General features: G+C 71.4%; 16 protein-coding genes. 8 read left to right on the top strand and 8 right to left on the bottom strand.

The window, feature by feature from the left end:
• The 5 genes from ACWD0Y_RS02060 to ACWD0Y_RS02040 all read right to left on the bottom strand — a co-directional run bounded on the left by ACWD0Y_RS02060 (position 1) and on the right by ACWD0Y_RS02040 (position 4,948).
• Positions 1-1,431: a wax ester/triacylglycerol synthase domain-containing protein gene (locus ACWD0Y_RS02060; protein WP_450258551.1), complete on the bottom strand. Its 1,431-nt coding sequence runs from the start codon at positions 1,429-1,431 to the stop codon at positions 1-3.
• A complete protein-coding gene (locus tag ACWD0Y_RS02055; RefSeq protein WP_450258638.1) occupies positions 1,428-1,658 on the bottom strand; it encodes an acyl-CoA carboxylase epsilon subunit in 231 nt (76 codons plus the stop codon). The genes ACWD0Y_RS02060 and ACWD0Y_RS02055 overlap by 4 nt, the downstream gene beginning before the upstream one ends.
• A 26-nt stretch (positions 1,659-1,684) precedes the next feature.
• Positions 1,685-3,229 (bottom strand): acyl-CoA carboxylase subunit beta, encoded by a 1,545-nt coding sequence (locus ACWD0Y_RS02050; RefSeq protein WP_450258550.1) that lies wholly within the window; start codon positions 3,227-3,229, stop codon positions 1,685-1,687.
• A gap of 231 nt (positions 3,230-3,460) precedes the next feature.
• The gene (locus tag ACWD0Y_RS02045) at positions 3,461-3,823 is read right to left on the bottom strand and encodes a response regulator transcription factor (RefSeq protein WP_450258549.1); all 363 of its coding nucleotides are present in this window, start codon (positions 3,821-3,823) and stop codon (positions 3,461-3,463) included.
• Between the two features lie 300 nt (positions 3,824-4,123).
• Positions 4,124-4,948: an IclR family transcriptional regulator gene (locus ACWD0Y_RS02040; RefSeq protein ID WP_450258548.1), complete on the bottom strand. Its 825-nt coding sequence runs from the start codon at positions 4,946-4,948 to the stop codon at positions 4,124-4,126.
• Positions 4,949-5,436: 488 nt separating this feature from the next.
• On the opposite strand from ACWD0Y_RS02040, the gene ACWD0Y_RS02035 reads away from it, so the two are divergent.
• Positions 5,437-5,955, top strand: a complete 519-nt coding sequence (locus tag ACWD0Y_RS02035) for a hypothetical protein (RefSeq protein ID WP_450258547.1) — start codon at positions 5,437-5,439, stop codon at positions 5,953-5,955.
• Between the two features lie 383 nt (positions 5,956-6,338).
• Here ACWD0Y_RS02035 and ACWD0Y_RS02030 read toward each other — a convergent pair whose 3' ends face one another.
• Both ACWD0Y_RS02030 and ACWD0Y_RS02025 read right to left on the bottom strand, forming a co-directional pair.
• Positions 6,339-6,500, bottom strand: a complete 162-nt coding sequence (locus tag ACWD0Y_RS02030) for a hypothetical protein (protein WP_450258546.1) — start codon at positions 6,498-6,500, stop codon at positions 6,339-6,341.
• 213 nt (positions 6,501-6,713) lie between these two features.
• Positions 6,714-9,713, bottom strand: coding sequence for an AfsR/SARP family transcriptional regulator (locus tag ACWD0Y_RS02025; RefSeq protein ID WP_450258545.1), 3,000 nt, complete (start codon positions 9,711-9,713; stop codon positions 6,714-6,716).
• Between the two features lie 370 nt (positions 9,714-10,083).
• Between ACWD0Y_RS02025 and ACWD0Y_RS02020 the strand changes: the two genes are divergently transcribed.
• On the top strand, positions 10,084-11,652 hold the full coding sequence (locus ACWD0Y_RS02020; protein ID WP_450258544.1) for an APC family permease: 1,569 nt from the start codon (positions 10,084-10,086) through the stop codon (positions 11,650-11,652).
• Positions 11,653-11,801: 149 nt separating this feature from the next.
• Here ACWD0Y_RS02020 and ACWD0Y_RS02015 read toward each other — a convergent pair whose 3' ends face one another.
• Positions 11,802-12,695, bottom strand: a complete 894-nt coding sequence (locus ACWD0Y_RS02015) for an alpha/beta fold hydrolase (protein WP_450258543.1) — start codon at positions 12,693-12,695, stop codon at positions 11,802-11,804.
• A gap of 84 nt (positions 12,696-12,779) precedes the next feature.
• On the opposite strand from ACWD0Y_RS02015, the gene ACWD0Y_RS02010 reads away from it, so the two are divergent.
• The 6 genes from ACWD0Y_RS02010 to ACWD0Y_RS01985 all read left to right on the top strand — a co-directional run bounded on the left by ACWD0Y_RS02010 (position 12,780) and on the right by ACWD0Y_RS01985 (position 19,476).
• Positions 12,780-13,367, top strand: a complete 588-nt coding sequence (locus tag ACWD0Y_RS02010; protein ID WP_450258542.1) for a CGNR zinc finger domain-containing protein — start codon at positions 12,780-12,782, stop codon at positions 13,365-13,367.
• A gap of 66 nt (positions 13,368-13,433) precedes the next feature.
• Positions 13,434-14,261, top strand: a complete 828-nt coding sequence (locus tag ACWD0Y_RS02005) for a TIGR03619 family F420-dependent LLM class oxidoreductase (RefSeq protein WP_450258541.1) — start codon at positions 13,434-13,436, stop codon at positions 14,259-14,261.
• A 120-nt stretch (positions 14,262-14,381) separates the two neighbouring features.
• Positions 14,382-14,600 carry a hypothetical protein gene (locus ACWD0Y_RS02000; RefSeq protein ID WP_176710287.1) on the top strand — a complete coding sequence of 73 codons (219 nt, stop codon included), beginning with the start codon at positions 14,382-14,384 and terminating at the stop codon, positions 14,598-14,600.
• Between the two features lie 73 nt (positions 14,601-14,673).
• Complete coding sequence (locus tag ACWD0Y_RS01995) at positions 14,674-17,346, top strand: bifunctional FO biosynthesis protein CofGH (protein WP_450258540.1); 2,673 nt, start codon at positions 14,674-14,676, stop codon at positions 17,344-17,346.
• Between the two features lie 113 nt (positions 17,347-17,459).
• Entirely contained in the window at positions 17,460-17,969 is a 510-nt protein-coding gene (locus ACWD0Y_RS01990) for a hypothetical protein (protein WP_450258539.1), read from the top strand.
• Positions 17,970-18,048: 79 nt separating this feature from the next.
• Positions 18,049-19,476, top strand: a complete 1,428-nt coding sequence (locus tag ACWD0Y_RS01985) for a flotillin family protein (RefSeq protein ID WP_450258538.1) — start codon at positions 18,049-18,051, stop codon at positions 19,474-19,476.
• Positions 19,477-19,614 lie beyond the last annotated feature (138 nt).

Below are 19,614 nucleotides of genomic sequence, written 5' to 3'. Positions count from 1 at the left end.
TCAGTACGTGGACAGCTGGTCCGGAGCGGCCGGTGTGTTCAGTGCGGCCGGTGGGTCCAGCGCGTCCAGCGCGTCCAGTGCTTCGCGCCACAGGGCCGCCAGCCGTTGCGCTCCCGGAAGCCTGCGGTCGTACAGGAAGCTCACCCGGACCCGGGAGCCGCAGGACAGCAGCGTCACGGACAGGGGATTGCCCGGCAGGAGCACACCGAGCGGGATCGCGTCCATCACGGGGTCGCCCTTGAAGCAAAGGTTCTTCGGCACGGTGTAGTTGGAGGCGTACAGCGGCGCCGAGCGGGGGCTGAGCAGGCGCCTGACGGTCCACCGGGTCACGGCGGACGGCAGCAGGGCGACGAAGGCCCTGCCGGCCGGCCGCAGACCGCTGGAGCGCATCCGGTGGGTGCTCTCGACGAGCTGGGCGAAAGCCTCGGCGGGCGGCAGGTCCCGGCCGGGGAGCACGACGGTCGCTGTGGTGAGGTGGTTGCCGACGGCCGCCTCCTCGCCCGTGTGGCGGGTGCTCAGCGGCATGCGCACCGGCACGGGGGCGGACCGGAATGCCGACCGTACGTCGTTGCCCTCCCCCGACGCGCTCCAGGCGGCCAGCGCACCCCACAGCGCCATGAGGAAGGTGTCGTTGACGGTGCCGCCGTGCTTCCTGCCCAGCCTGCTCAGTTCGTGCCAGGTGGCGCCGGTGCTGCACACGGCGAGGTGTCCGGGGCCGGGCCGGGGCGCCTTCGGCCACAACCGGGCGGGCACCAGAGCGCGCGCCAGCCCCGCGCCCACGCTGAGCGTCCCGCGCAGCAGCTCCACGGGCCCCGCGGTGAACAGCGGACCGTTCCGCTGCTCGTCCTGTCCCGCCCGCCCCGGCTGCCGGGGGGCACCGAACAGGACGGCGACGACGTGGGCCGCGCCCATTCCGTCCTCCAGGCCGTGGTGGACCCGGTAGCACACGGCGTACTCCCCGACGGCGTACCCGTGGACGAGGTGGACCGACCACAGGGGGCCGGACGCGGGCAACGGCTGACGGGCCAGGACGCCGAGCGCCTCGTCCAGCGTGGTCCCGGCCGGGAGCTCCACCTCCCGGACGTGGTCGCGCAGGTCGAAGCCGGGACTGGGAGCGCGGAACGTCCTTCGCCTTTCGCTGCCCGCCCGGTGGGTCAGCCGGGAGAGCCGGGGCAGCCGGTCCGCCAGGTGGTCGTGCAGCACGTCCAGCGAAGGAGGAGTCCCGTCGAACCGCAGGAACTGGCCATGGACCATGCCGATGTCCCGGTCCATGGCGAGGAAGACCTCGTCGATCGGGTTGAGTGGGTGTTCCACGATCCGCTCCCAGTCGAATGCGTCGAAGAAGGCCGGCGGGGGAACAGGGGCGAGGGCGGAAGGTGCGCGCCCGGGGCGAACGGGCGCGGCTCCCCGGTCCTCGCGGGGCGCGGTCATGAAGCGGTCCGGCCCGGTGCGGGCCGTACCGGTGCGGGCGGTCCCGGCCGCGTACGGCCCCCGGAGCGCCAGGACCCGGCTGGGCGCGACCGGTGGCCGTCACCGCCCCAGGCCGCCCTCGCCGGACCCGGCGCCACGGCCGGACCGGCGCCGGGGCGTCCGGCCACGGTGCTCAGCACCGCGACGACGGCGGCCAGTTCGACGTCGTCCGGGCAGCCCCGGACCACCTGGAGACAGGTGCTCACGGCGCCCGTCACGTCGGCGGGTTGCCGTGCTTGCGCGACGGCAGGTCGGCGTCCTTGGTACGCAGCACACGCAGCGCCTCGACGAGCGCGGAGCGCGTGTGCGACGGGTCGATGACATCGTCGACGAGGCCGCGCTCGGCGGCGTAGTACGGATGCATCAGATCCGTCTTGTACTCCTTGACCAGCCGGGCACGGGTCGCCTCCGGGTCGTCGGAGGCGGCGATCTCCCGGCGGAAGATGACGTTCGCCGCGCCTTCGGCGCCCATGACCGCGATCTCGTTCGTCGGCCAGGCGTAGGTCAGGTCGGCGCCGATGGACTGCGAGTCCATGACGATGTACGCGCCGCCGTACGCCTTGCGCAGCACCAGCGAGATACGCGGCACGGTGGCGTTGCAGTACGCGTACAGCAGCTTGGCGCCGTGCCGGATGATGCCGTTGTGCTCCTGGTCCACGCCGGGCAGGAAGCCGGGCACGTCGACCAGGGTGATCAGGGGGATGTTGAAGGCGTCGCAGGTGGAGATGTGCCGGGCGGCCTTCTCGGAGGCGTGGATGTCCAGTACGCCGGCCAGCACGGCGGGCTGGTTCGCCACGATGCCGACGGGCTGCCCGTCCATCCGGGCCAGCGCGCAGATGATGTTGCCCGCCCAGCCCGCGTGCACCTCCAGCAGCTCCCCGTCGTCGACGATCTCCTGGATCACCGCGCGCATGTCGTACGGGCGGCTGCCCTCGGCGGGCACCAGGTCGACGAGCGCGTCGGTCCGCCGGCCGGCGGGATCGCCCGTGCCGAGCACGGGGGGCAGCTCCCGGTTGTTGGAGGGCAGCAGGGACAGGAGGTGGCGCACCTCCTCCAGGCACTCCTCCTCGTCGTCGTAGACGAAACCGGCGACGCCGGAGACCGTGCCGTGGACGTCCGCGCCGCCCAGGCCGTTCTGCGTGATCTCCTCACCCGTCACGGCCTGGACCACGTCCGGCCCGGTGATGAACATCTGCGAGGTCTCGCGGACCATGAACACGAAGTCCGTCAGGGCGGGGGAGTAGGCGGCGCCGCCCGCGCACGGGCCGAGCATCACCGATATCTGCGGGATCACCCCCGACGCCCGGGTGTTGCGCCGGAAGATCCCGCCGTAGCCGGCCAGCGCCGAGACGCCTTCCTGGATACGGGCGCCCGCCCCGTCGTTGAGCGACACGAGCGGCGCGCCGGCCTTCACGGCCATGTCCATGACCTTGTGGATCTTCTCCGCGTGCGCCTCGCCGAGCGAGCCGCCGAAGATGCGGAAGTCGTGGGCGTACGCGAAGACGGTGCGGCCGTGGACCGTGCCCCAGCCCGTGACGACGCCGTCGGTGTACGGCCGGCGGTTCTCCAGGCCGAAGCCGGTGGCCCGGTGCCGGCGCAGCTGCTCGGTCTCGGTGAACGAGCCCTCGTCGAAGAGGAGGTCCAGGCGTTCCCGCGCGGTCAGCTTGCCCCGCGCGTGCTGCTGCTCGGTGGCGCGCGAGCCGGGTCCCCGCTCGGCGTCCAGACGTGTGGCGCGCAGGTTGCCGACGCTGCCGCGCATGTCCGGCGGCGCGGCCTCGGGGGCGTGAGGAGTGTGAGGAGGAGGTGGGGTGGGTGAGGGTGCCGGACTCCCGGTGAGAGCGGCGGGGCGGGCCGTCATGGGCGTGACCTTTCTCCGTCACCGTGGAGTGACGAGCGGAGGATTCATCGGAGCTGAATCCTCCGCAGGGTGCGTCCCGGAAAATTCCTGGTTAATTAGGCCGGATCTCCGGCCGCTGTTTTCAGGAAAACCCTATCGAGCGCCCATTCGGTCGGGAACTGTACCTTGGTACAGGTGGCGATATGTGTGGGCGACGAGGCCGGCTTGTAACCTGGATTCAACACGCAATTTACTCAGTACCTGAGCAACGTGGAACTTGACGGTCCGCTCGGTGATGTCGAGGTATTGGGCGATGCTGCGGTTGGAATATCCCCTTCCGAGGAGCCCGAAAACCTCCGCCTCGCGCCGGGACAGCAGCGCCGCCCGGTCCGACGCCTGCTGCCAGAGCGGCAGTCCGGCATCGCCTTCGGCGGTCTGACATGTGGCGCAGAGCACCGGACCGGCCTCCCCCTCTTTCTCCTGCGCGTACGAACAGGTGACTACGGTGCGGGTCAATTCAGCTCCCTCTGACAGCAGACCGAAGCTATCGGCGCTCCGGTTCTCCGGCTCTCCGCCCTTCGAGTATCAACTACCCGCAGTGGGGACTGTCAAGAAAGATAAAACTTTCCCGCAGGGTGAGAATGCGCAGGGCCCGGCTCTCCCGGCAGGCGAGAAACGGGCATCGTCTTTCGCCTGCCGAGAAAGCGGTATTTCCCGCTCCGTGAGAAAAGCGACTGGTCGGTCGAGGTAATGTGACAGCCAGGTTTCGCTGTTATTGCGTGACCGGTCGGCAGAGCCGCGGCCGTCGCACGCGGTTCAGTAGGAGCTGGGGGTCTCGGACGACCAGGCGCCGCAGCCGCCCGCCTCGGTGAACGCGGCGGCGGCCCTCCTGATGGGCTCGACGAGGCTGTCGGACCACTGCGGCACATCGGCCATGGGCTTGAGCACCAAGATGGACCCCATGATCAGCCCGTCCCAGAGGACCGGGGCCGCGCAGCCGCTCCAGCCCGCCGCGCACTCCTCGATCCCGATGGCGATCCCCTGCTCCCGCACGGTCTTGAGGGAGGCGAGCAGAGCCCCCTCGTCGCGGTACGCGCCCGGCCCGGCCTCCGCGGGGAGCGGCTCGGCGAGGACGCCCTCCTGGATCACCTCCGGGAGGTGGGCGAGGATCGCCCGGCCGGAGGCGCCCGTACGCAACGACTGGAAGATCACCAGCAGCGCGCGATGGCTGAGGTTGAGTTCGGACAGGTCGGAGTTGCCGACAGCCATGTCCAGGCACTGCTTCCTGGCGCCACCGAAGGGAGCCACGGCGAAGAGGAACACGAGCCCCCCGCCGGTGTCCGCGCGCAGCCTCTCCAGCACGCCGTGCGCGACCTCGGCGTTGGGCGCGTGTGTGAGCGCCTTCAGGCCGAGACGCGCGGCGCCGGAACCGAGCCGGTAGAGACCACGGCTCTCACGGAAGAAGATGCCGTCGTGGACGCCGGACTGCAGGATGCGGTGCACCGTGGAGTCGTCCAGCCCGGTCGCCTCGGCGAGCTCTCCGGGGCCGTGCACCTGCCCCAGGAGCTCGGTGAAGGCCCGTTGGACCCGGAAGACCCGGTTGGCGTGATTGCTTCCCCCTGTATTGCCACCCTTTGCCATGTTCCCCGTTCCCCGTTCCCCGTTGAGTACTACCTGGCGCCATGGCCGGCCGTGCCCGATGCCGCGATCAGTGTCAACTACCGACCATAGCCAGCCATTCCGAGATGCCGGCCTGGAGCGCCGCTCGTGTCCGGCCGTGGATGCGGCGTCTCCGGTCGTGGACGCGGCGTCCTCGCCGCCGAGGCCGTCGGCAACCGTGCGCGGTAGCGCTTCGAGGCCCCGGCGGCTTCCCGCGGTGGCGCGAAAACACCGGTGCGCGCACGCCCTGGTCGCGGCGAAGGGCACGGCGACGGGCCGGCCACCGGACACCCGCGCCCGACCCGCGCCCGACCTGCACCCGACCCGCGTCCGACCTGCGCCCGGCCGGTGGCATCACGGCGTCAGCGCGCCTGCAAACACACGTTTGCAGGCGCGTCCGGCACCGCACTAGGGTGACGTGCGCTCGTCAATCGAGCACCAGAATCTACGATTTCAACGGGGGTTGAAGCGTGCAGCTTCGCCATGTCCGCGCTGTCGCCGTTTTCGGTATCGCCGTCTTCGCACTGACCGGGGCCCGGGGCTCCGGCGGTGGCGGCTGCGACAACAGCAGCAGCGGCAGCAGCAGTTCGAGCAGTAGCAGCAGCGGCGGTTCGGGCTACGACGACGACTACTCCACGTCGGGCAGTTCCACCACGACCGGCTCCACCACTTCGGGGTCCGGCTCCAGCAGCAGAAGCAGGGACGTCAGGGACGTACGGATCGACTCCTGCGTGTACGACGTCTCCCGCGGCATGGTCGCCACCGTCAGCGCCACCAACAGCAGCTCGTCCCAGAACTACACCTACACCTTCACGGTCTCGTTCACCGACCCGAGCGGCACGAGCCTCGGCGACCGCTACACCACCATGCCGATGGTGCTGGCGGGGGCGACCGACAAGCTCGACGTCGCCACCCCGTACGTCCCCAAGGAGGGCGAGACCTCCGGCGGCAGGTGCACCCTGTCCAACGTCGAGCGCGTCGTCTCCTGACGCCCGCACACCCGGCGCGCGAGCCCGCAGCCGTCCGGCGGATGCGCGACGGTCTGCCGGTGGGATGGGCGGAGTGCGGCTGCCCCGGACGGCCCGGAGCCGGGCTGCCCATGCGGTGAGGACGGCGCCGGGGGCGTCCTTCCGGGCATGGAGCGCGGGTGCGGACCCCGGTGACGACCTCGCGGACAACGCGGCGCGGCCCACGCCGGAGGTCGTGACGAACACGGTCAATGCGTGTGCGGACAGGGGCTGTTCGGCTGCCGTCGCGGGGCCGGCTGCGGCGCCACGGGGAGGCTCGGTCATTGGCGGCCGCCGGACATGCGGCGGCCGCGGTGGCTCCCCCTCCGCGCCACCGCGGCCGTTCCCCGTCAGGAAGGTCTTTGTTACGCAGGCTCGCTCGTGGCGTGGTTGTCCTGCGGGGTAGCAGCACCGTCACCCGTGCCTGTGGCGTGGTTGTCCATGGTGGTGACGGCGTCGTCACCCGTGCCTGTGGCGTGGTTGTCCTGCGGCTTGAGGACGGGCTCGGTCTTCTTCGTCTCACTCATGATGGTCTGCTCCCCTGTGTGACTGGCTCTGCTCGATGGACCGGCGATGCCCGCCCGGCTGTTCCCCCGTGGACTGCCGGACGGGCGTCTCAGGGCCGTTCACCTTAGTGCGCGGCCTTCTCCGGCGATCCGCATGCCCCCCGACGCGACGGATCGACAGGTACGAGCATGCCGGGCGGTGATAAACGTTCAATGAACGCCCTGCACGGGGCGTCAGGCGGTGGCCACCGGTGCCAGGAGCGACCGGACGTCGGCTGCTTCCGGAGAGCTCAATTCCTCGTAGATGGCGACGGCTTCGCGCCAGCAGACCTGGGCCCGGCCGATCTGCCCGATCTGATGAAGAGCGCGACCGAGGACGGTGAGTACATTGCCGCGCCGCCACTCTCCGCCGATACCTCGGAGGATGGCGAGTGCCTGCTCCGCCCTGGCGGCCGCCGCTGCCGGCCGGCACGCCGCCAGGTCGACTTCCGCGATTCGGAACAGCGTCATCCCCTCCCACAGGCGCTGACGACTGTCGCGGAACACTTCCAGTGCCTCCATGAGCCTGTCCGTGGCATCGGAGAACTGTCCGGACTGAGTCAGCGCCAGGCCGAGGGCGTACCGGCCGTTCGCGCCCCGGAGGGAGTGCCCCATGGAGTCGTAGATATCGATGCCCTGCTGGGCGAGGGCGACGGCGCTGGCTGTCTGGCCCATTGCGAGGTGGACGCGTGACAGGTTGCACAGTGCACTGGCCTCGCCGGGGCGATTCTTGCCGAGGCGGAAATTTGCGATCGCCTGGTTCAGGTACCCCTCGCCGTCGGCGTGCCGGTTCTGATAGATCGCGATGATGCCCCTGTCGTTGGGGGCCCAACAGCTGGGGAGCGGGTCTCTTGCGTTCTCGGCAAGCAGCATCGCGCGTTGTGCGTCCTGATCGGCCTGGTCGAAGCGGCCGGCGACGAGGTGGACGTTGGTCAGCGCGGTGAGCGCGCGCCCCTCGGCACGCGCGTCGCCGCATGCCAGTGCTTTCTCGCGTACGGCCGTGGCCGCTGCCTCGTACTGTTTGGCGTTGGCGCCTGACTCGGCCAGGTCCTTGGCCGCCCACAGCAGGTCTACGGCCCGGCGGAGCATGCCGGGTTCGGAGGACTGCTGTACGCACGCCAGCAGGGAGTTGGCTTCGGAGTACAGCCAGTCCTGCGCGGTGTGACGGTCCGGAAACGCGAGGCCCGGAAACTCGGTGGGTTCAAGGTGGTCGGCCAGCCGGTCCCCCGGCCGTTCCAGCGCGTACACAGCCGCCGCCGTCGCCAGGTAGAAGTCCAGCAGCCGGGACAGCGCCCGCTCGCGCTCCGCCGGGGGCTGTTCGTCGCGTTCCGCGCAGGCACGCGCGTAGAGGCGGACCAGGTCGTGGTAGCGGTAGCGGCCGGGGGCCGCCGATTCCAGGAGGGACGTGTCGACCAGGGACTCCAGGAGGTCCTCCGTGGCCTGGAGGGGCTGGTCCAGTACGGCCGCCGCAGCGGCCAGGGAGATGTCCGGGCCGTCCGCCAGGCCCAGGAGGCGGAAGGCGCGGGCCTGCTGCGGTTCCAGCTGGCCGTAGCCGAGCTCGAAGGTGGCCTTCACGGCCAGGTCGCCGGCCCGGAGTTCGTCGAGGCGGCGGCGTTCGTCCGCCAGTTTCGCCGCCAGGACCGAGACCGTCCAGGTGCGGCGGGCCGCCAGGCGGGCGGCCGCGATGCGGATGGCCAGGGGGAGGAAGCCGCAGGCGCCCACGACGTCCAGGGCCGCCTCGCGCTCGGAGGCGACCCGTTCCTCTCCCACGATCTTCGTGAAGAGCTGGAGGGCCTCCTCGGGGGACATGACGTCCAGGTCGATCAGGTGCGCCCCCGCCAGGTCCACCATCCGCGCCCGGCTCGTCACCAGTGCCGCGCTCCCCGTCGTGCCGGGGAGCAGGGGGCGGATCTGCGAGGCGTCCCGGGCGTTGTCCAGGAGGACCAGGACGCGGCGGCCGTCGAGGGTCGAGCGGTAGAGGGCGGCGCGTTCGTCCAGGGTGTCGGGGACGGCGGTGTCGGGGGTGCCCAGGGCGCGCAGGAAGGCGCCCAGGACCGTTTCCGGTTCCGCCGCGCGCGAGTCCACGCCCTGGAGGTCGACGTACAGCTGGCCGTCCGGGAAGTGCGGGCGGGCCGCGTGGGCCACGTGCACCGCGAGGGTCGTCTTGCCCACGCCGCCGATGCCGGCCAGCGCCGACACCGCCATGACGCTGCTCTCGGCCGCGGCCAGGCGGTCGCCCAGTTCGCGTACGAAGGACAGGCGGCCGGTGAAGTCGGGCACGGTGGCCGGCAGCTGCGCGGGGCGTACGACCGCCGGCGTGGCCGACGGCGGCGGTTCCACCGGGCGGGCCAGGTCCGCGTCGGCCGCCAGGATGCGCTGCTGGAGGTGGGAGAGCTCGGGGCGCGGGTCCACGCCCAGCTCGTCGGCGAGCAGGCGGCGGGTGTCGGCGTACACCGCCAGGGCCTCCGCCTGGCGGCCGCTGCGGTAGAGGGCGAGCATCAGCAGCTCGCGCAGGCGCTCGCGCAGGGGGTGCGCGGCCGTCAGCGCGGTCAGTTCCGAGATGGCCTCCGCGTGGCAGCCGACCTCCAGGTCCAGGTCGAGGCGGGTCTCGGTGAGCTGGAGCCGCCACTCCTCCAGCCGGGCGCGCTGGTTCTCGGCGTACGGGCCCGGGACCGAGGCCAGCGGTTCGCCGTCCCACAGGCCGAGCGCCTTGTTGATCAGGGTCCGGGCCTGGTAGCGGTCGCCGGAGGCGCGGCACTTCTCGGCGTCGGCGGCCAGCTCCTGCGCGACGGCCAGGTCGAGGGTGCCGGCGCCCGCCCTTATCGCGTACCCGCCCGACTCGCTGACCAGGACCTCCGGGTCCAGTGCCTTGCGCAGCCTGGAGGCGTACGTCCGTACCGCCGCCAGCGCCTGCGACGGCGGGTCCTCGCCCCAGATGCCGTCGATCAGCTCGGCCGCCGTCACGGTCCGGCCGTCGCGGAGCAGGAGGGCGACCAGCAGGGCGCGCTGCTGCGGCGACCCGGTACTGAGGGGCTCGCCGCCGCGCCAGGCGCGGACGGGCCCGAGCACACTGAAGCGCACGGCGTCGCGCTGCGGGGGCCGGTCCTGGTGCCGGTTCTCGCGCCGGGTGCCCTCGCCGGGCTGCGGACCGGATGCCGGAGCCCGCTGCTCCGGTACCCGAGGTACGCCGTCCATCGCACTCCCCCTGCCTCTGCTGCCGCCGACGGTCTGCCCCACCGCCCAGTCGCAACAGTCAGTTTGCCTTGTCCGTGGCGAATGCGGCAGCACCGGAAGACGCCTCCCCATTACCTCCCCACCACCGGTCGCCCGCACCGGACGAACCCTCCGGAAACACGTACGGGAAACTTTCGAATCGGGCAAAATGGACAGTGTTGCGGTTTCCGCACCTCGGAAGTTCCTTTAATGGCCTACAAATGTTCATCGTCTGCTCTTCATGGCCTTTGATCCGCAACCAATAGGCCGCTCAACGCCGTGAGAAGCAAGGATCTTTGGAGTGGAGTCAAGTGCTCCGGATATGGAAAACGCACCGGTTAACGTCCCGTTTATGACTCAGGTGGATGCCCGGCCTCAGGCCGGAGACACGGTAAGGGGCGTCCGCGCCCCGGACGGCGCGGCCGTACGCGACAAGGGCCTCAGCAGTAAGTCCGTCGGGCTCATGGGCAGTGCCGTCATCGGCATCTCCACGGTCGCCCCCGTGTACTGCCTCACCTCGACCCTCGGTTCGACCGCGGGCGAGGTCGGCCTGCAGATGCCGGCCATCTTCCTGGCCGGCTTCCTGCCGATGCTGCTGGTCGCCTTCGCGTACCGCGAGCTCAACCGCGCCATGCCGGACTGCGGCACCTCCTTCACCTGGACGGTGAAGGCGTTCGGGCCGCGCGTCGGCTGGATGTGCGGCTGGGGCCTGGTGATCGCGACGATCATCGTCCTCTCGAATCTCGCAGGCGTCGCGACCTCGTACTTCTGGCTCCTCGCCGGACAGCTCACGGGCAGTGACGCGATCAGCGCCCTGGACGACAACAAAGCCGTCCACATCCTCACCTGCCTCACCCTGATCGCCATCGCCACGGCCATCAGCTACCGGGGCATGACCGCCACCAAGGGCGTGCAGTACGCCCTGGTCGGCCTCCAGCTCGTGGTGCTCGCCCTCTTCGTCGCGATGGCCTTCCAGAAGGCCGGCAGCGGCACCTTCGACACGGGCCTGGACTTCTCCTGGTCCTGGATGAACCCGTTCGCCGTCCAGTCCTTCGCCGCCTTCACGGCCGGCCTCTCCCTGTCGATCTTCATGTACTGGGGATGGGACGCCTGCCTGACCGCGAACGAGGAGACCACCGGCAGTACCAAGACGCCGGGCCGCGCCGCCCTCATCGCGATGCTCGTCCTCGTCGCCTCCTACCTGGCCACCGGCATCGCCGCCCAGATGGCCGTCGGTTCCGGCGACAAGGGCCTCGGACTCGCCAACCCGGAGAACTCCGACAACGTCTTCGCCGTTCTCGGAGAGCCCGTCATGGGCCTCGTCCTCGGCATCTTCCTCTCGCTCGCGGTCTTCGCCTCCGCCGCCGCCAGCCTCCAGACGACCTTCATCCCGGTCGCCCGCACGGTCCTGGCCATGTCCGCGTACGAGGCGCTCCCGGCGTCCTTCGCCAGGGTCCACCCGCGCTTCAAGTCCCCGGGCCGCGCGACGGTCGTCGCGGGCGTCGGCACCGGTGTCTTCTACTCGGTGATGACCCTGCTCAGCGAGAACGTGCTGATCGACACGATCTACGCCCTCGGTCTGATGATCTGCTTCTACTACTCGATCACCGCGTTCGCCTGCGCCTGGTACTTCCGTCACGAGCTGCTGGGTTCCGCCCGCGACTTCGTCTACAAGGGCCTGTGCCCGGTCCTCGGCGGCGTCCTGCTGACCGGGGTCTTCGGCAAGACCCTGTACGACATGTGGGACCCGGCGTACGGCAGTGGCTCCGCGGTCGGCGGCGTCGGCTCGGTCTTCGTCATCGCCGTCGGACTGCTGCTGCTCGGTGTCGTGCTGATGCTGGTCATGCAGCGCCGCAGCCCGGCGTTCTTCCGCGGCGAGGTGCTGACGAAGGAGACCCCGGCGCTGGTTGTCGAGGACTGACCCCGCGGAGTCCGCCCGGCCGGGCGGCGCACCGACGACGTACCCGAGTCATGACAGGCCCGGGGAGCCGGACACGGCTCCCCGGGCCTGTCCTCGTTGTGCGGGTGCGGGTGCGGGTGCCTGTGCAGGGGGAGGGGGCGCCGGGGCGCTCAGGCCGGGACGCGGTCGAGGAAGCCGGCGATCAGTGGGGCGATCTCGGGCAGGTGGTCCTCCAGGGCGAAGTGGCCGGTGGCGAAGAGGTGGAGTTCGGCGTCGGGCACGTCGCGCAGGTAGGCGCGGGCGCCGGGTTCCGGGAAGAAGGGGTCGCCGGTGCCCCAGGTGATCAGCGTCGGCGGGTGGTGCTCGCGCAGCCATGCCTGCCAGGCCGGGTAGGCGGCGATGTTGTTCTTGTAGTCGTAGGCGAGCGAGAGCTGGGCCTGCGCGCGGCCGGGCCGGTCCAGGAAGTACTGGTCCAGCAGCCATCCTTCGGGAGCGACGAGTTCGGGGTCCGTGGTGCCGCCTTCGTACTGGGCGCGGGTGGCGTCCAGGGTGAGCAGACCGAGGACGGTCCGCTCGGCGCCGGGGGTGTCCGGGGTGAGCGCGGTGAAGTCCCGGGCGGCCTCCGACAGCCCCTCCTCGTACGCGTTGCCGTTCTGCACGATCAGGCCGGCGATCCGTTCCGGGTGGCGCAGCGCGAGCCGGAAGCCGACGGGGGCGCCGAAGTCGAAGACGTACATCGTGAAGCGGGACAGGCCGAGCTTCTCGACGAAGCCCTCCGTGATGTCGGCCAGCCGCTCGAAGGTGTGGGCGAAGCCGTCGGGGGCCTCGGTGTGGCCGAAGCCGGGGTAGTCGGGGGCGATGAGCCGGTAGTGCGTGCCCAGGGTGTCGATGAGGCGGCGGAACTGGTGCGAGGCGGAGGGGAAGCCGTGCAGGAGCAGCAGGACGGGGGCGTCGGCGCGCTCCGGCAGGGACTCCCGGTAGAAGACCTCGACCCCGTCGACGGTGATGCGCCGGTGGAGCGTCCGGGCCGGGACGGCGAGCCGGGCTGCGGTACGGGGTGCCATGTCACATGCCTCCTGAGTGAGAAGATGCATTAGTTGTAACGACGCATGACTAACGTGTCAATGCGCTTGTGTAGCATTAGATTTATGCGTGAGAGCGAGCCGCTGACCGGCGAGCCCCTGGCCCTGGACCTCGTCAACACCCGCCCGGCCGGCCAGGAGGGCCGCACGGACCTGATCGGCACCCCGCAGCGGCTGGCCGCATGGCTGGCGCGGGAGGCGGACCGGCTGCCCGCCGGCATCCGCGACGACGTGCCGACGTCGGCCGACCTCGCGGCGGTCCATGCGGTGCGGGCCCACACCGAAGCCGCCGTCCGTGCGCTGCTGGACGGGAGCGCGCCGCCCCCGGCCGCCCTGCGGGGGCTGACCGAGGCCCAGCGTGCGGCGCCGTCCACGCGCGAGCTGGCCTGGGACGGCGCCGCCGTCACGGCTTCCCTCCGCCGCGTCGGCCCGCTGGGCACGCGTCTGGCCGCTCTCCTCGCGGAGGCCGCGGCCGATCTCCTCGCCGGCCCCGCGGCAGGGAAGATCAGGGAGTGCGAGGCCGACGACTGCGTGATGCTCTTCCTGCCGGCGCACCCGCGCCGCCGGTGGTGCTCGCCGTCCCGCTGCGGCAATCGCGCCCGCGTCGCGCGCTACTACCAGCGCCACCGATCCGCTGGTACCGCCGGAGAATGAACGAACCCGGCCGACGGCACGGAATCGGCTCCGGCCGGCCGCAGGGCGACGACGAGGAGCTCCCGCATGCGGATCGCCACCACGATCTTCCTGACCGACGAGACGATTGCCCCGGTACGGCTCGCACGCGAGCTGGAGCAGCGGGGGTTCGCCGGTCTGTACCTGCCCGAGCACACCCACATCCCGGTGTCCCGCGAGTCCCCGTACCCGGCGGGCGGTGAGCTCCCGCGCGAGTACGGCCGTACGCTCGACCCCTTCGTCGCCCTCGGCCAGGCCGCCGCGGTCACCGAACGGCTCGGCCTGGGCACCGGCATCACCCTGGTCGCCCAGCACGACCCGATCGACCTGGCCAAGCGGATCGCGACCCTGGACCACCTCTCCGGCGGACGCTTCACGCTCGGCATCGGCTACGGGTGGAACCGGGAGGAGGCCGCGGACCACGGCGTCGAGTGGCGCACGCGCCGCGAGCGGACGCGGGACCGGATGGCGCTGATGCGGGCGCTGTGGGCGGCGGAGCCGACGGCGTACACGGGCGGAACGGCGTCCGTACGGGCGTCCTGGGCCTACCCGAAGCCGGCCGGCGCCGCGCCCCGCACGCTGATCGGCGGCGGCGCCGGTCCCCGGCTGTTCGCGCACATCGCCGAGTACGCGGACGGATGGCTTCCGGTCGGCGGCCGGGGCCTGAGGGAAACGGTGCCGGTGCTGCGCGAGGTGTGGGAGAAGGCGGGCCGGCCCCCGGAGGACCTCCAGGTGGTTCCGTACGCGGTGATCCCCAGTCCGGGCAAGCTGGCGCACTACGCGGACCTGGGCGTCACGGAGGTGGTGCTGCAACTGCCGCCCGCGGCCGAGCCGGAGGTTCTCCGCGTACTCGACGAGTACGCCGCGTTTATCTGAGCGGCGGCACGCTTTTCGCCGCAGCCCCCTGTGCCCGGCGGCCGGGCGCCGCTACCTTGGCCTCTTCGGCATGGACCGCGCCCGGCCGCACGGCCGGACCTCGGGGGAGAGGCAACGCACATGCAGAGAAGCCCGTTCAGCATCGTCGCGATCGTTTTCGGCGCGGTGGCCCTGTTCTTCTGTCCGCCGCTGTTCGGCGTCCTCGGCCTGGTCTTCGGCGGGATAGCCAAGTCCAAGGACGAGCCGCTCGCCGTGACGGGTCTGATCGTCGCGGCGATCGGACTGGTCGTCGGCATGATCCTGGGATTCGTCGTCTTCAGCTCGATGTCGGCCCCCTGACCGGCGCTCCCGGCACCGCCGCCGGGTCCGGGCGCAACGGTCCGTGCCGGTGCGCGCTCGTATGCTCGGACGCATGACGACGAGCGCACCGCAGGCAAACGGGAACGGCCACCAGGACGGGAACGGCCACCAGGACGGGGACGGCCCCGGGAACGGTCGCGGTGCCGGAGCGGGACCCACCGCCAACAGCATGCGGCGCGCGCTCAGGCGTGCGCGGGACGGGGTCGCGCTCGACGTCGCCGAGGCCGCCGTACTGCTCCAGGCGCGCGGCGGTGACCTCGAGGACCTCGCCGCCTCCGCCGCGCGGGTGCGTGACGCGGGACTGGAGGCAGTCGGCCGGGCCGGGATCATCACGTACTCGCGCAAGGTGTTCATCCCGCTGACGCGCCTGTGCCGGGACAAGTGCCACTACTGCACCTTCGTGACCGTTCCCGGGAAGCTGCGGCGCGAAGGGCACGGGATGTTCCTGTCGCCCGACGAGGTGCTGGACATCGCGCGCCGCGGCGCCGAAACGGGCTGCAAGGAAGCCCTGTTCACCCTCGGCGACCGGCCCGAGGAGCGGTGGCCCGAGGCGCGGGAGTGGCTGGAGGCCGAAGGGTACGACGACACTCTCGCGTACGTACGGGCCATGGCGATCCGGGTGCTCGAGGAGACGGGGCTGCTGCCCCACCTCAACCCCGGTGTCATGTCGTGGACCGACCTCCAGCGGCTCAAGCCCGTCGCCCCCTCCATGGGCATGATGCTGGAGACCACCGCCACCCGCCTGTGGGCGGAGCCCGGCGGGCCGCACCACGGCTCCCCCGACAAGGAGCCCGCCGTGCGGCTGCGCGTGCTGGAGGACGCCGGCCGCTCCAACGTCCCCTTCACGACCGGGCTCCTGATCGGGATCGGCGAGACGTACGAAGAGCGGGCCGACGCGCTCTTCGAGCTCCGCAAGACCGCCCGCGCCTACCACGGCATCCAGGAAGTCATCGTCCAGAACTTCCGCGCCAAGCCGGACACCGCCATGCGCGGCATGCCCGACGCCGAGCTGGAGGAGCTGGCCGCCGCCGTCGCCGTGGCCCGCCACATCCTGGGACCGAGCGCCCGCATCCAGGCACCGCCCAACCTCGTCGACGCCGAGTACGCGCTCCTCATCGGCGCCGGCATCGACGACTGGGGCGGCGTCTCGCCGCTCACCCCCGACCACGTCAACCCCGAGCGCCCCTGGCCGCACATCGACGAGCTGGCCGCCAGGACCGCCGCCGCCGGCTTCGAGCTGCGCGAACGGCTCACCATCTACCCGGAGTTCGTCCGGCGCGGCGAGCCCTGGCTCGACCCCCGGCTGGTCCCGCACGTACGGGCGCTCGCCGACCCGGAGACCGGGCTGGCGCGCGAGGGCGTGCGCCCGCGGGGACTGCCGTGGCAGGAGCCCGACGAGGGCTTCACCGCGACCGGCCGCACCGACCTGCACCGCACCATCGACACCGACGGACGCTCCTTTGACCGCCGCGACGACTTCGACGAGGTGTACGGCGACTGGGACGCGCTGCGCGAGGCCGCCGCCCCCGGCATGGTGGCCCAGCGCATCGACACCGACGTACGGCAGGCGCTGCGGCAGGCCGCGGACGATCCGACGAAGCTGAGCGACGACGAGGCGCTGGCGCTGCTGCACGCGGACGGCCCGGCGCTGGACGCCCTGACCCGGATCGCCGACGAGCTGCGCCGCGACGTCGTGGGCGACGACGTCACGTACATCGTCACGCGCAACATCAACTTCACCAACGTCTGTTACACCGGCTGCCGTTTCTGCGCCTTCGCCCAGCGGCGCACGGACGCCGACGCCTACACGCTGTCGCTGGACCAGGTCGCCGACCGGGCCCAGCAGGCGTGGGAGGTCGGCGCGGTCGAGGTGTGCATGCAGGGCGGCATCCACCCCGACCTGCCGGGCACGGCGTACTTCGACATCGCGCGCGCCGTGAAGGAACGCGTCCCGGGCCTGCACGTGCACGCGTTCTCGCCGATGGAGGTCGTCAACGGCGCCACCCGCACCGGCATGTCCATCCGGGACTGGCTGACGGCGGCGAAGGAGGCCGGGCTCGATTCGATCCCCGGGACCGCCGCCGAGATCCTCGACGACGAGGTGCGCTGGGTCCTCACCAAGGGCAAGCTGCCGACCGCCACGTGGACCGAGGTCGTGAAGACCGCGCACGAACTGGGCATCAGGTCCTCGTCGACCATGATGTACGGGCATGTCGACCAGCCGCGCCACTGGCTCGGCCACCTGCGCACCCTGGCCGCCATCCAGCAGGCCGCGTTGTCCAAGAACGTCGGCGGCTTCACGGAGTTCGTGACGCTGCCCTTCATCCACACCAACGCGCCCGTCTACCTGGCCGGCATCGCCCGGCCCGGCCCGACGGACCGCGACAACCGCGCCGTCACCGCCATGGCCCGCCTCCTCCTCCACCCCCACATCACCAACATCCAGACGAGCTGGGTGAAGCTGGGCGCGGAGGGCGCGGCCGAGATGCTGCGCTCCGGCGCCAACGACCTCGGCGGGACGCTGATGGAGGAGACCATCTCCCGGATGGCGGGCTCCAGTTACGGTTCGTACCGTTCCGTCCAGGACCTCGTCGCGATCGCGGACGCCGCGGGCCGTCCCTCGAAGCCGCGCACGACGCTGTACGGCGACGTACCGCAGGAGCGGCAGCGGGCGGCGGCCGCGTCGGACGGGCACCTTCCGGAGTTGCTTCCGGTGCTGGAGTGAAGCGGCATTAAGGGAGCGTAAAGATTGCCGGAACCCGGCAATGTTTTCTTCCGGTCACGCGTGAGACGATCCCTTCTGTTCAACAGGTCGGCGCGCACGGGGGAGGGCGGCGGATGACTGTTTTTCTTGGTCTCGGCATTGCGGGGATCGTGCTGCTGGCTCTCTCGCTGATCTTCGACGGGATTCTCGAAGGACTGTTCGGGGGAGTCCTCGACGGCCTCTTCGACGGCCTGCTCTCGCTGCCCGTGATCGCCGGGTTCCTCTCGATGCTCGGCTTCGGCGGCGCCATCATGCTCGGCACCACGGGGCTCGGGGCCGGCGCGGCCACGGGGGTCGGGGTGGCGGCGGGGATCGCGGCGGGCCGGCTCGCCTGGAAGTTCAGCCGTGCGCTGATGCGCGACCAGACCGACGCCACCCCGCGCGGCACCGACCTCGTCGGCACCGCCGGATCCGTCGTGACCGCGATCCCCGCCGACGGGTACGGCGAGGTGATGCTGCGGCTCGGCGGGCAGCCGGTCAAACTCGCGGCCCGGAGCGAGGTGCCCGTCGCGCGGGGCGCCGAGATCTGGGTGGAGGCGTCCCTGTCGAGCACCTCGGTCGCGGTGCGCCCCGTCGAACGCTGACACCGCCGCGCGCCGCCCCACAGTCCTGCGTACCACTCCAACTGCTGCCGTCCCCTGGGAAGGCAGGGGGGAATTCCTCATGAGTCCAGTCATCGTCGCCGTCGTGGGAGTCGTCGTACTCCTCGTCCTGCTGGCCCTTGTCGTCATCACGCGCTACAAGGTCGCCGGCCCCAGCGAGGCCTTCATCATCACCGGCCGCCGCGGCAAGACGTCCGTCGATCCGGTCACCGGCCAGACCTCCACCGACAACAGCGGCCAGAAGGTCGTCGTCGGCGGCGGCGTCTTCGTCGTGCCGTTCGTCCAGCAGAAGTTCACCCTGGACCTGTCCAGCCGGCACATCCCGATCTCCGTGCGCGGCGCCGTCACCCTGCGCGGTGTGAAGGCCAACCTCGAAGGCGTCGCGATCGTCAAGGTCGGCGGCAGCGAGGACGCGATCCGGGCCGCCGCCCAGCGTTTCCTCCAGCAGCAGGACGGCATCGTCGGCTTCACGCAGGAAGTGCTGTCCGGTGCGCTGCGCGCCATCGTCGGCCGCATGTCGGTCGAGGACATCATCCGCGACCGGGCCGCCTTCGCCGGGCAGGTCGCCGAGGAGGCCGAGGCGAGCCTCTCCGGGCAGGGCCTGATCCTCGACGCCTTCCAGATCCAGGACATCACCACCGAGGGCTCCTACCTGGAGGACCTGGGCCGCCCCGAGGCCGCCCGCGCCCGCCAGGAGGCCGACATCGCCGAGGCCATCGCCAAGCGGGCCTCGGAGCAGGCCCGGCTGAAGGCGGCCGAGGAGATCGCCATCGCGGAGCGGACCTTCTACCTCAAGCAGGCCGAGATCCGCGTCGAGACCGAGGCCGCGGCCGCCAAGGCCAACGCCGCCGGCCCGCTCGCCGACGCCGCGCGCCAGCAGGAAGTCCTCGCCGAGCAGGAGAAGGTCGCCGAGCGCCAGGCCGCGCTGACCGACCGCGAGCTCGACACGAAGGTCCGCAAGCCCGCCGACGCCGCCCGTTACCAGGCCGAGCAGGAGGCCGAGGCCCGCCGTATCGCGCAGGTCAAGGAGGCCGAGGCGGACGCCGAGCGCGCACGCCTCACCGGTGAGGGCGAGAAGCTGCACCGCGCGGCGCTCGCCGAGGCCGTACGGATCGAGGGCGAGTCGGAGGCCGCCGCCATCGCCGCGAAGGGCTCGGCGGAGGCCGAGGCGATGCGCAAGAAGGCCGACGCGTTCGCGCAGTACGGCGACGCGGCCGTCCTCCAGATGCTCGTCGAGGTGCTGCCGCAGGTCGTCGCCAAGGCGGCCGAGCCGATGAGCGCCATCGACAAGCTGACCGTGATCTCCACGGACGGCGCGAGCCAGCTGTCCCGTACGGTCACCGACAACGTCGCCCAGGGCATGGAGCTGCTCAGCTCCGCCACCGGGGTCGACCTCGCCGAGCTGCTCAAGGGCGTCACGCAGCGGGGAGCGAAGCCGGCCGCCACCGAGCAGGCCGGGGCGAACGGCAAGATCCAGATCACGGACTGATCCGCGCGGCGCGGCCTCCCTCGCCGGAAGGGCTGGAACCGAACCCTCCGGCGAGGGGGCCAGGCCGCCGAGCCGCGGAACACCTGCCCCCTGAATACCCTCTTCCCCTTCGGTTACAGTGCTGCGCCGGACGGCGGA

It is taken from the genome of Streptomyces altiplanensis (assembly GCF_053591575.1).
The sequence above is the reverse complement of the archived record's forward strand: the minus strand, read 5'-3'. Positions and strand labels throughout refer to the sequence as shown.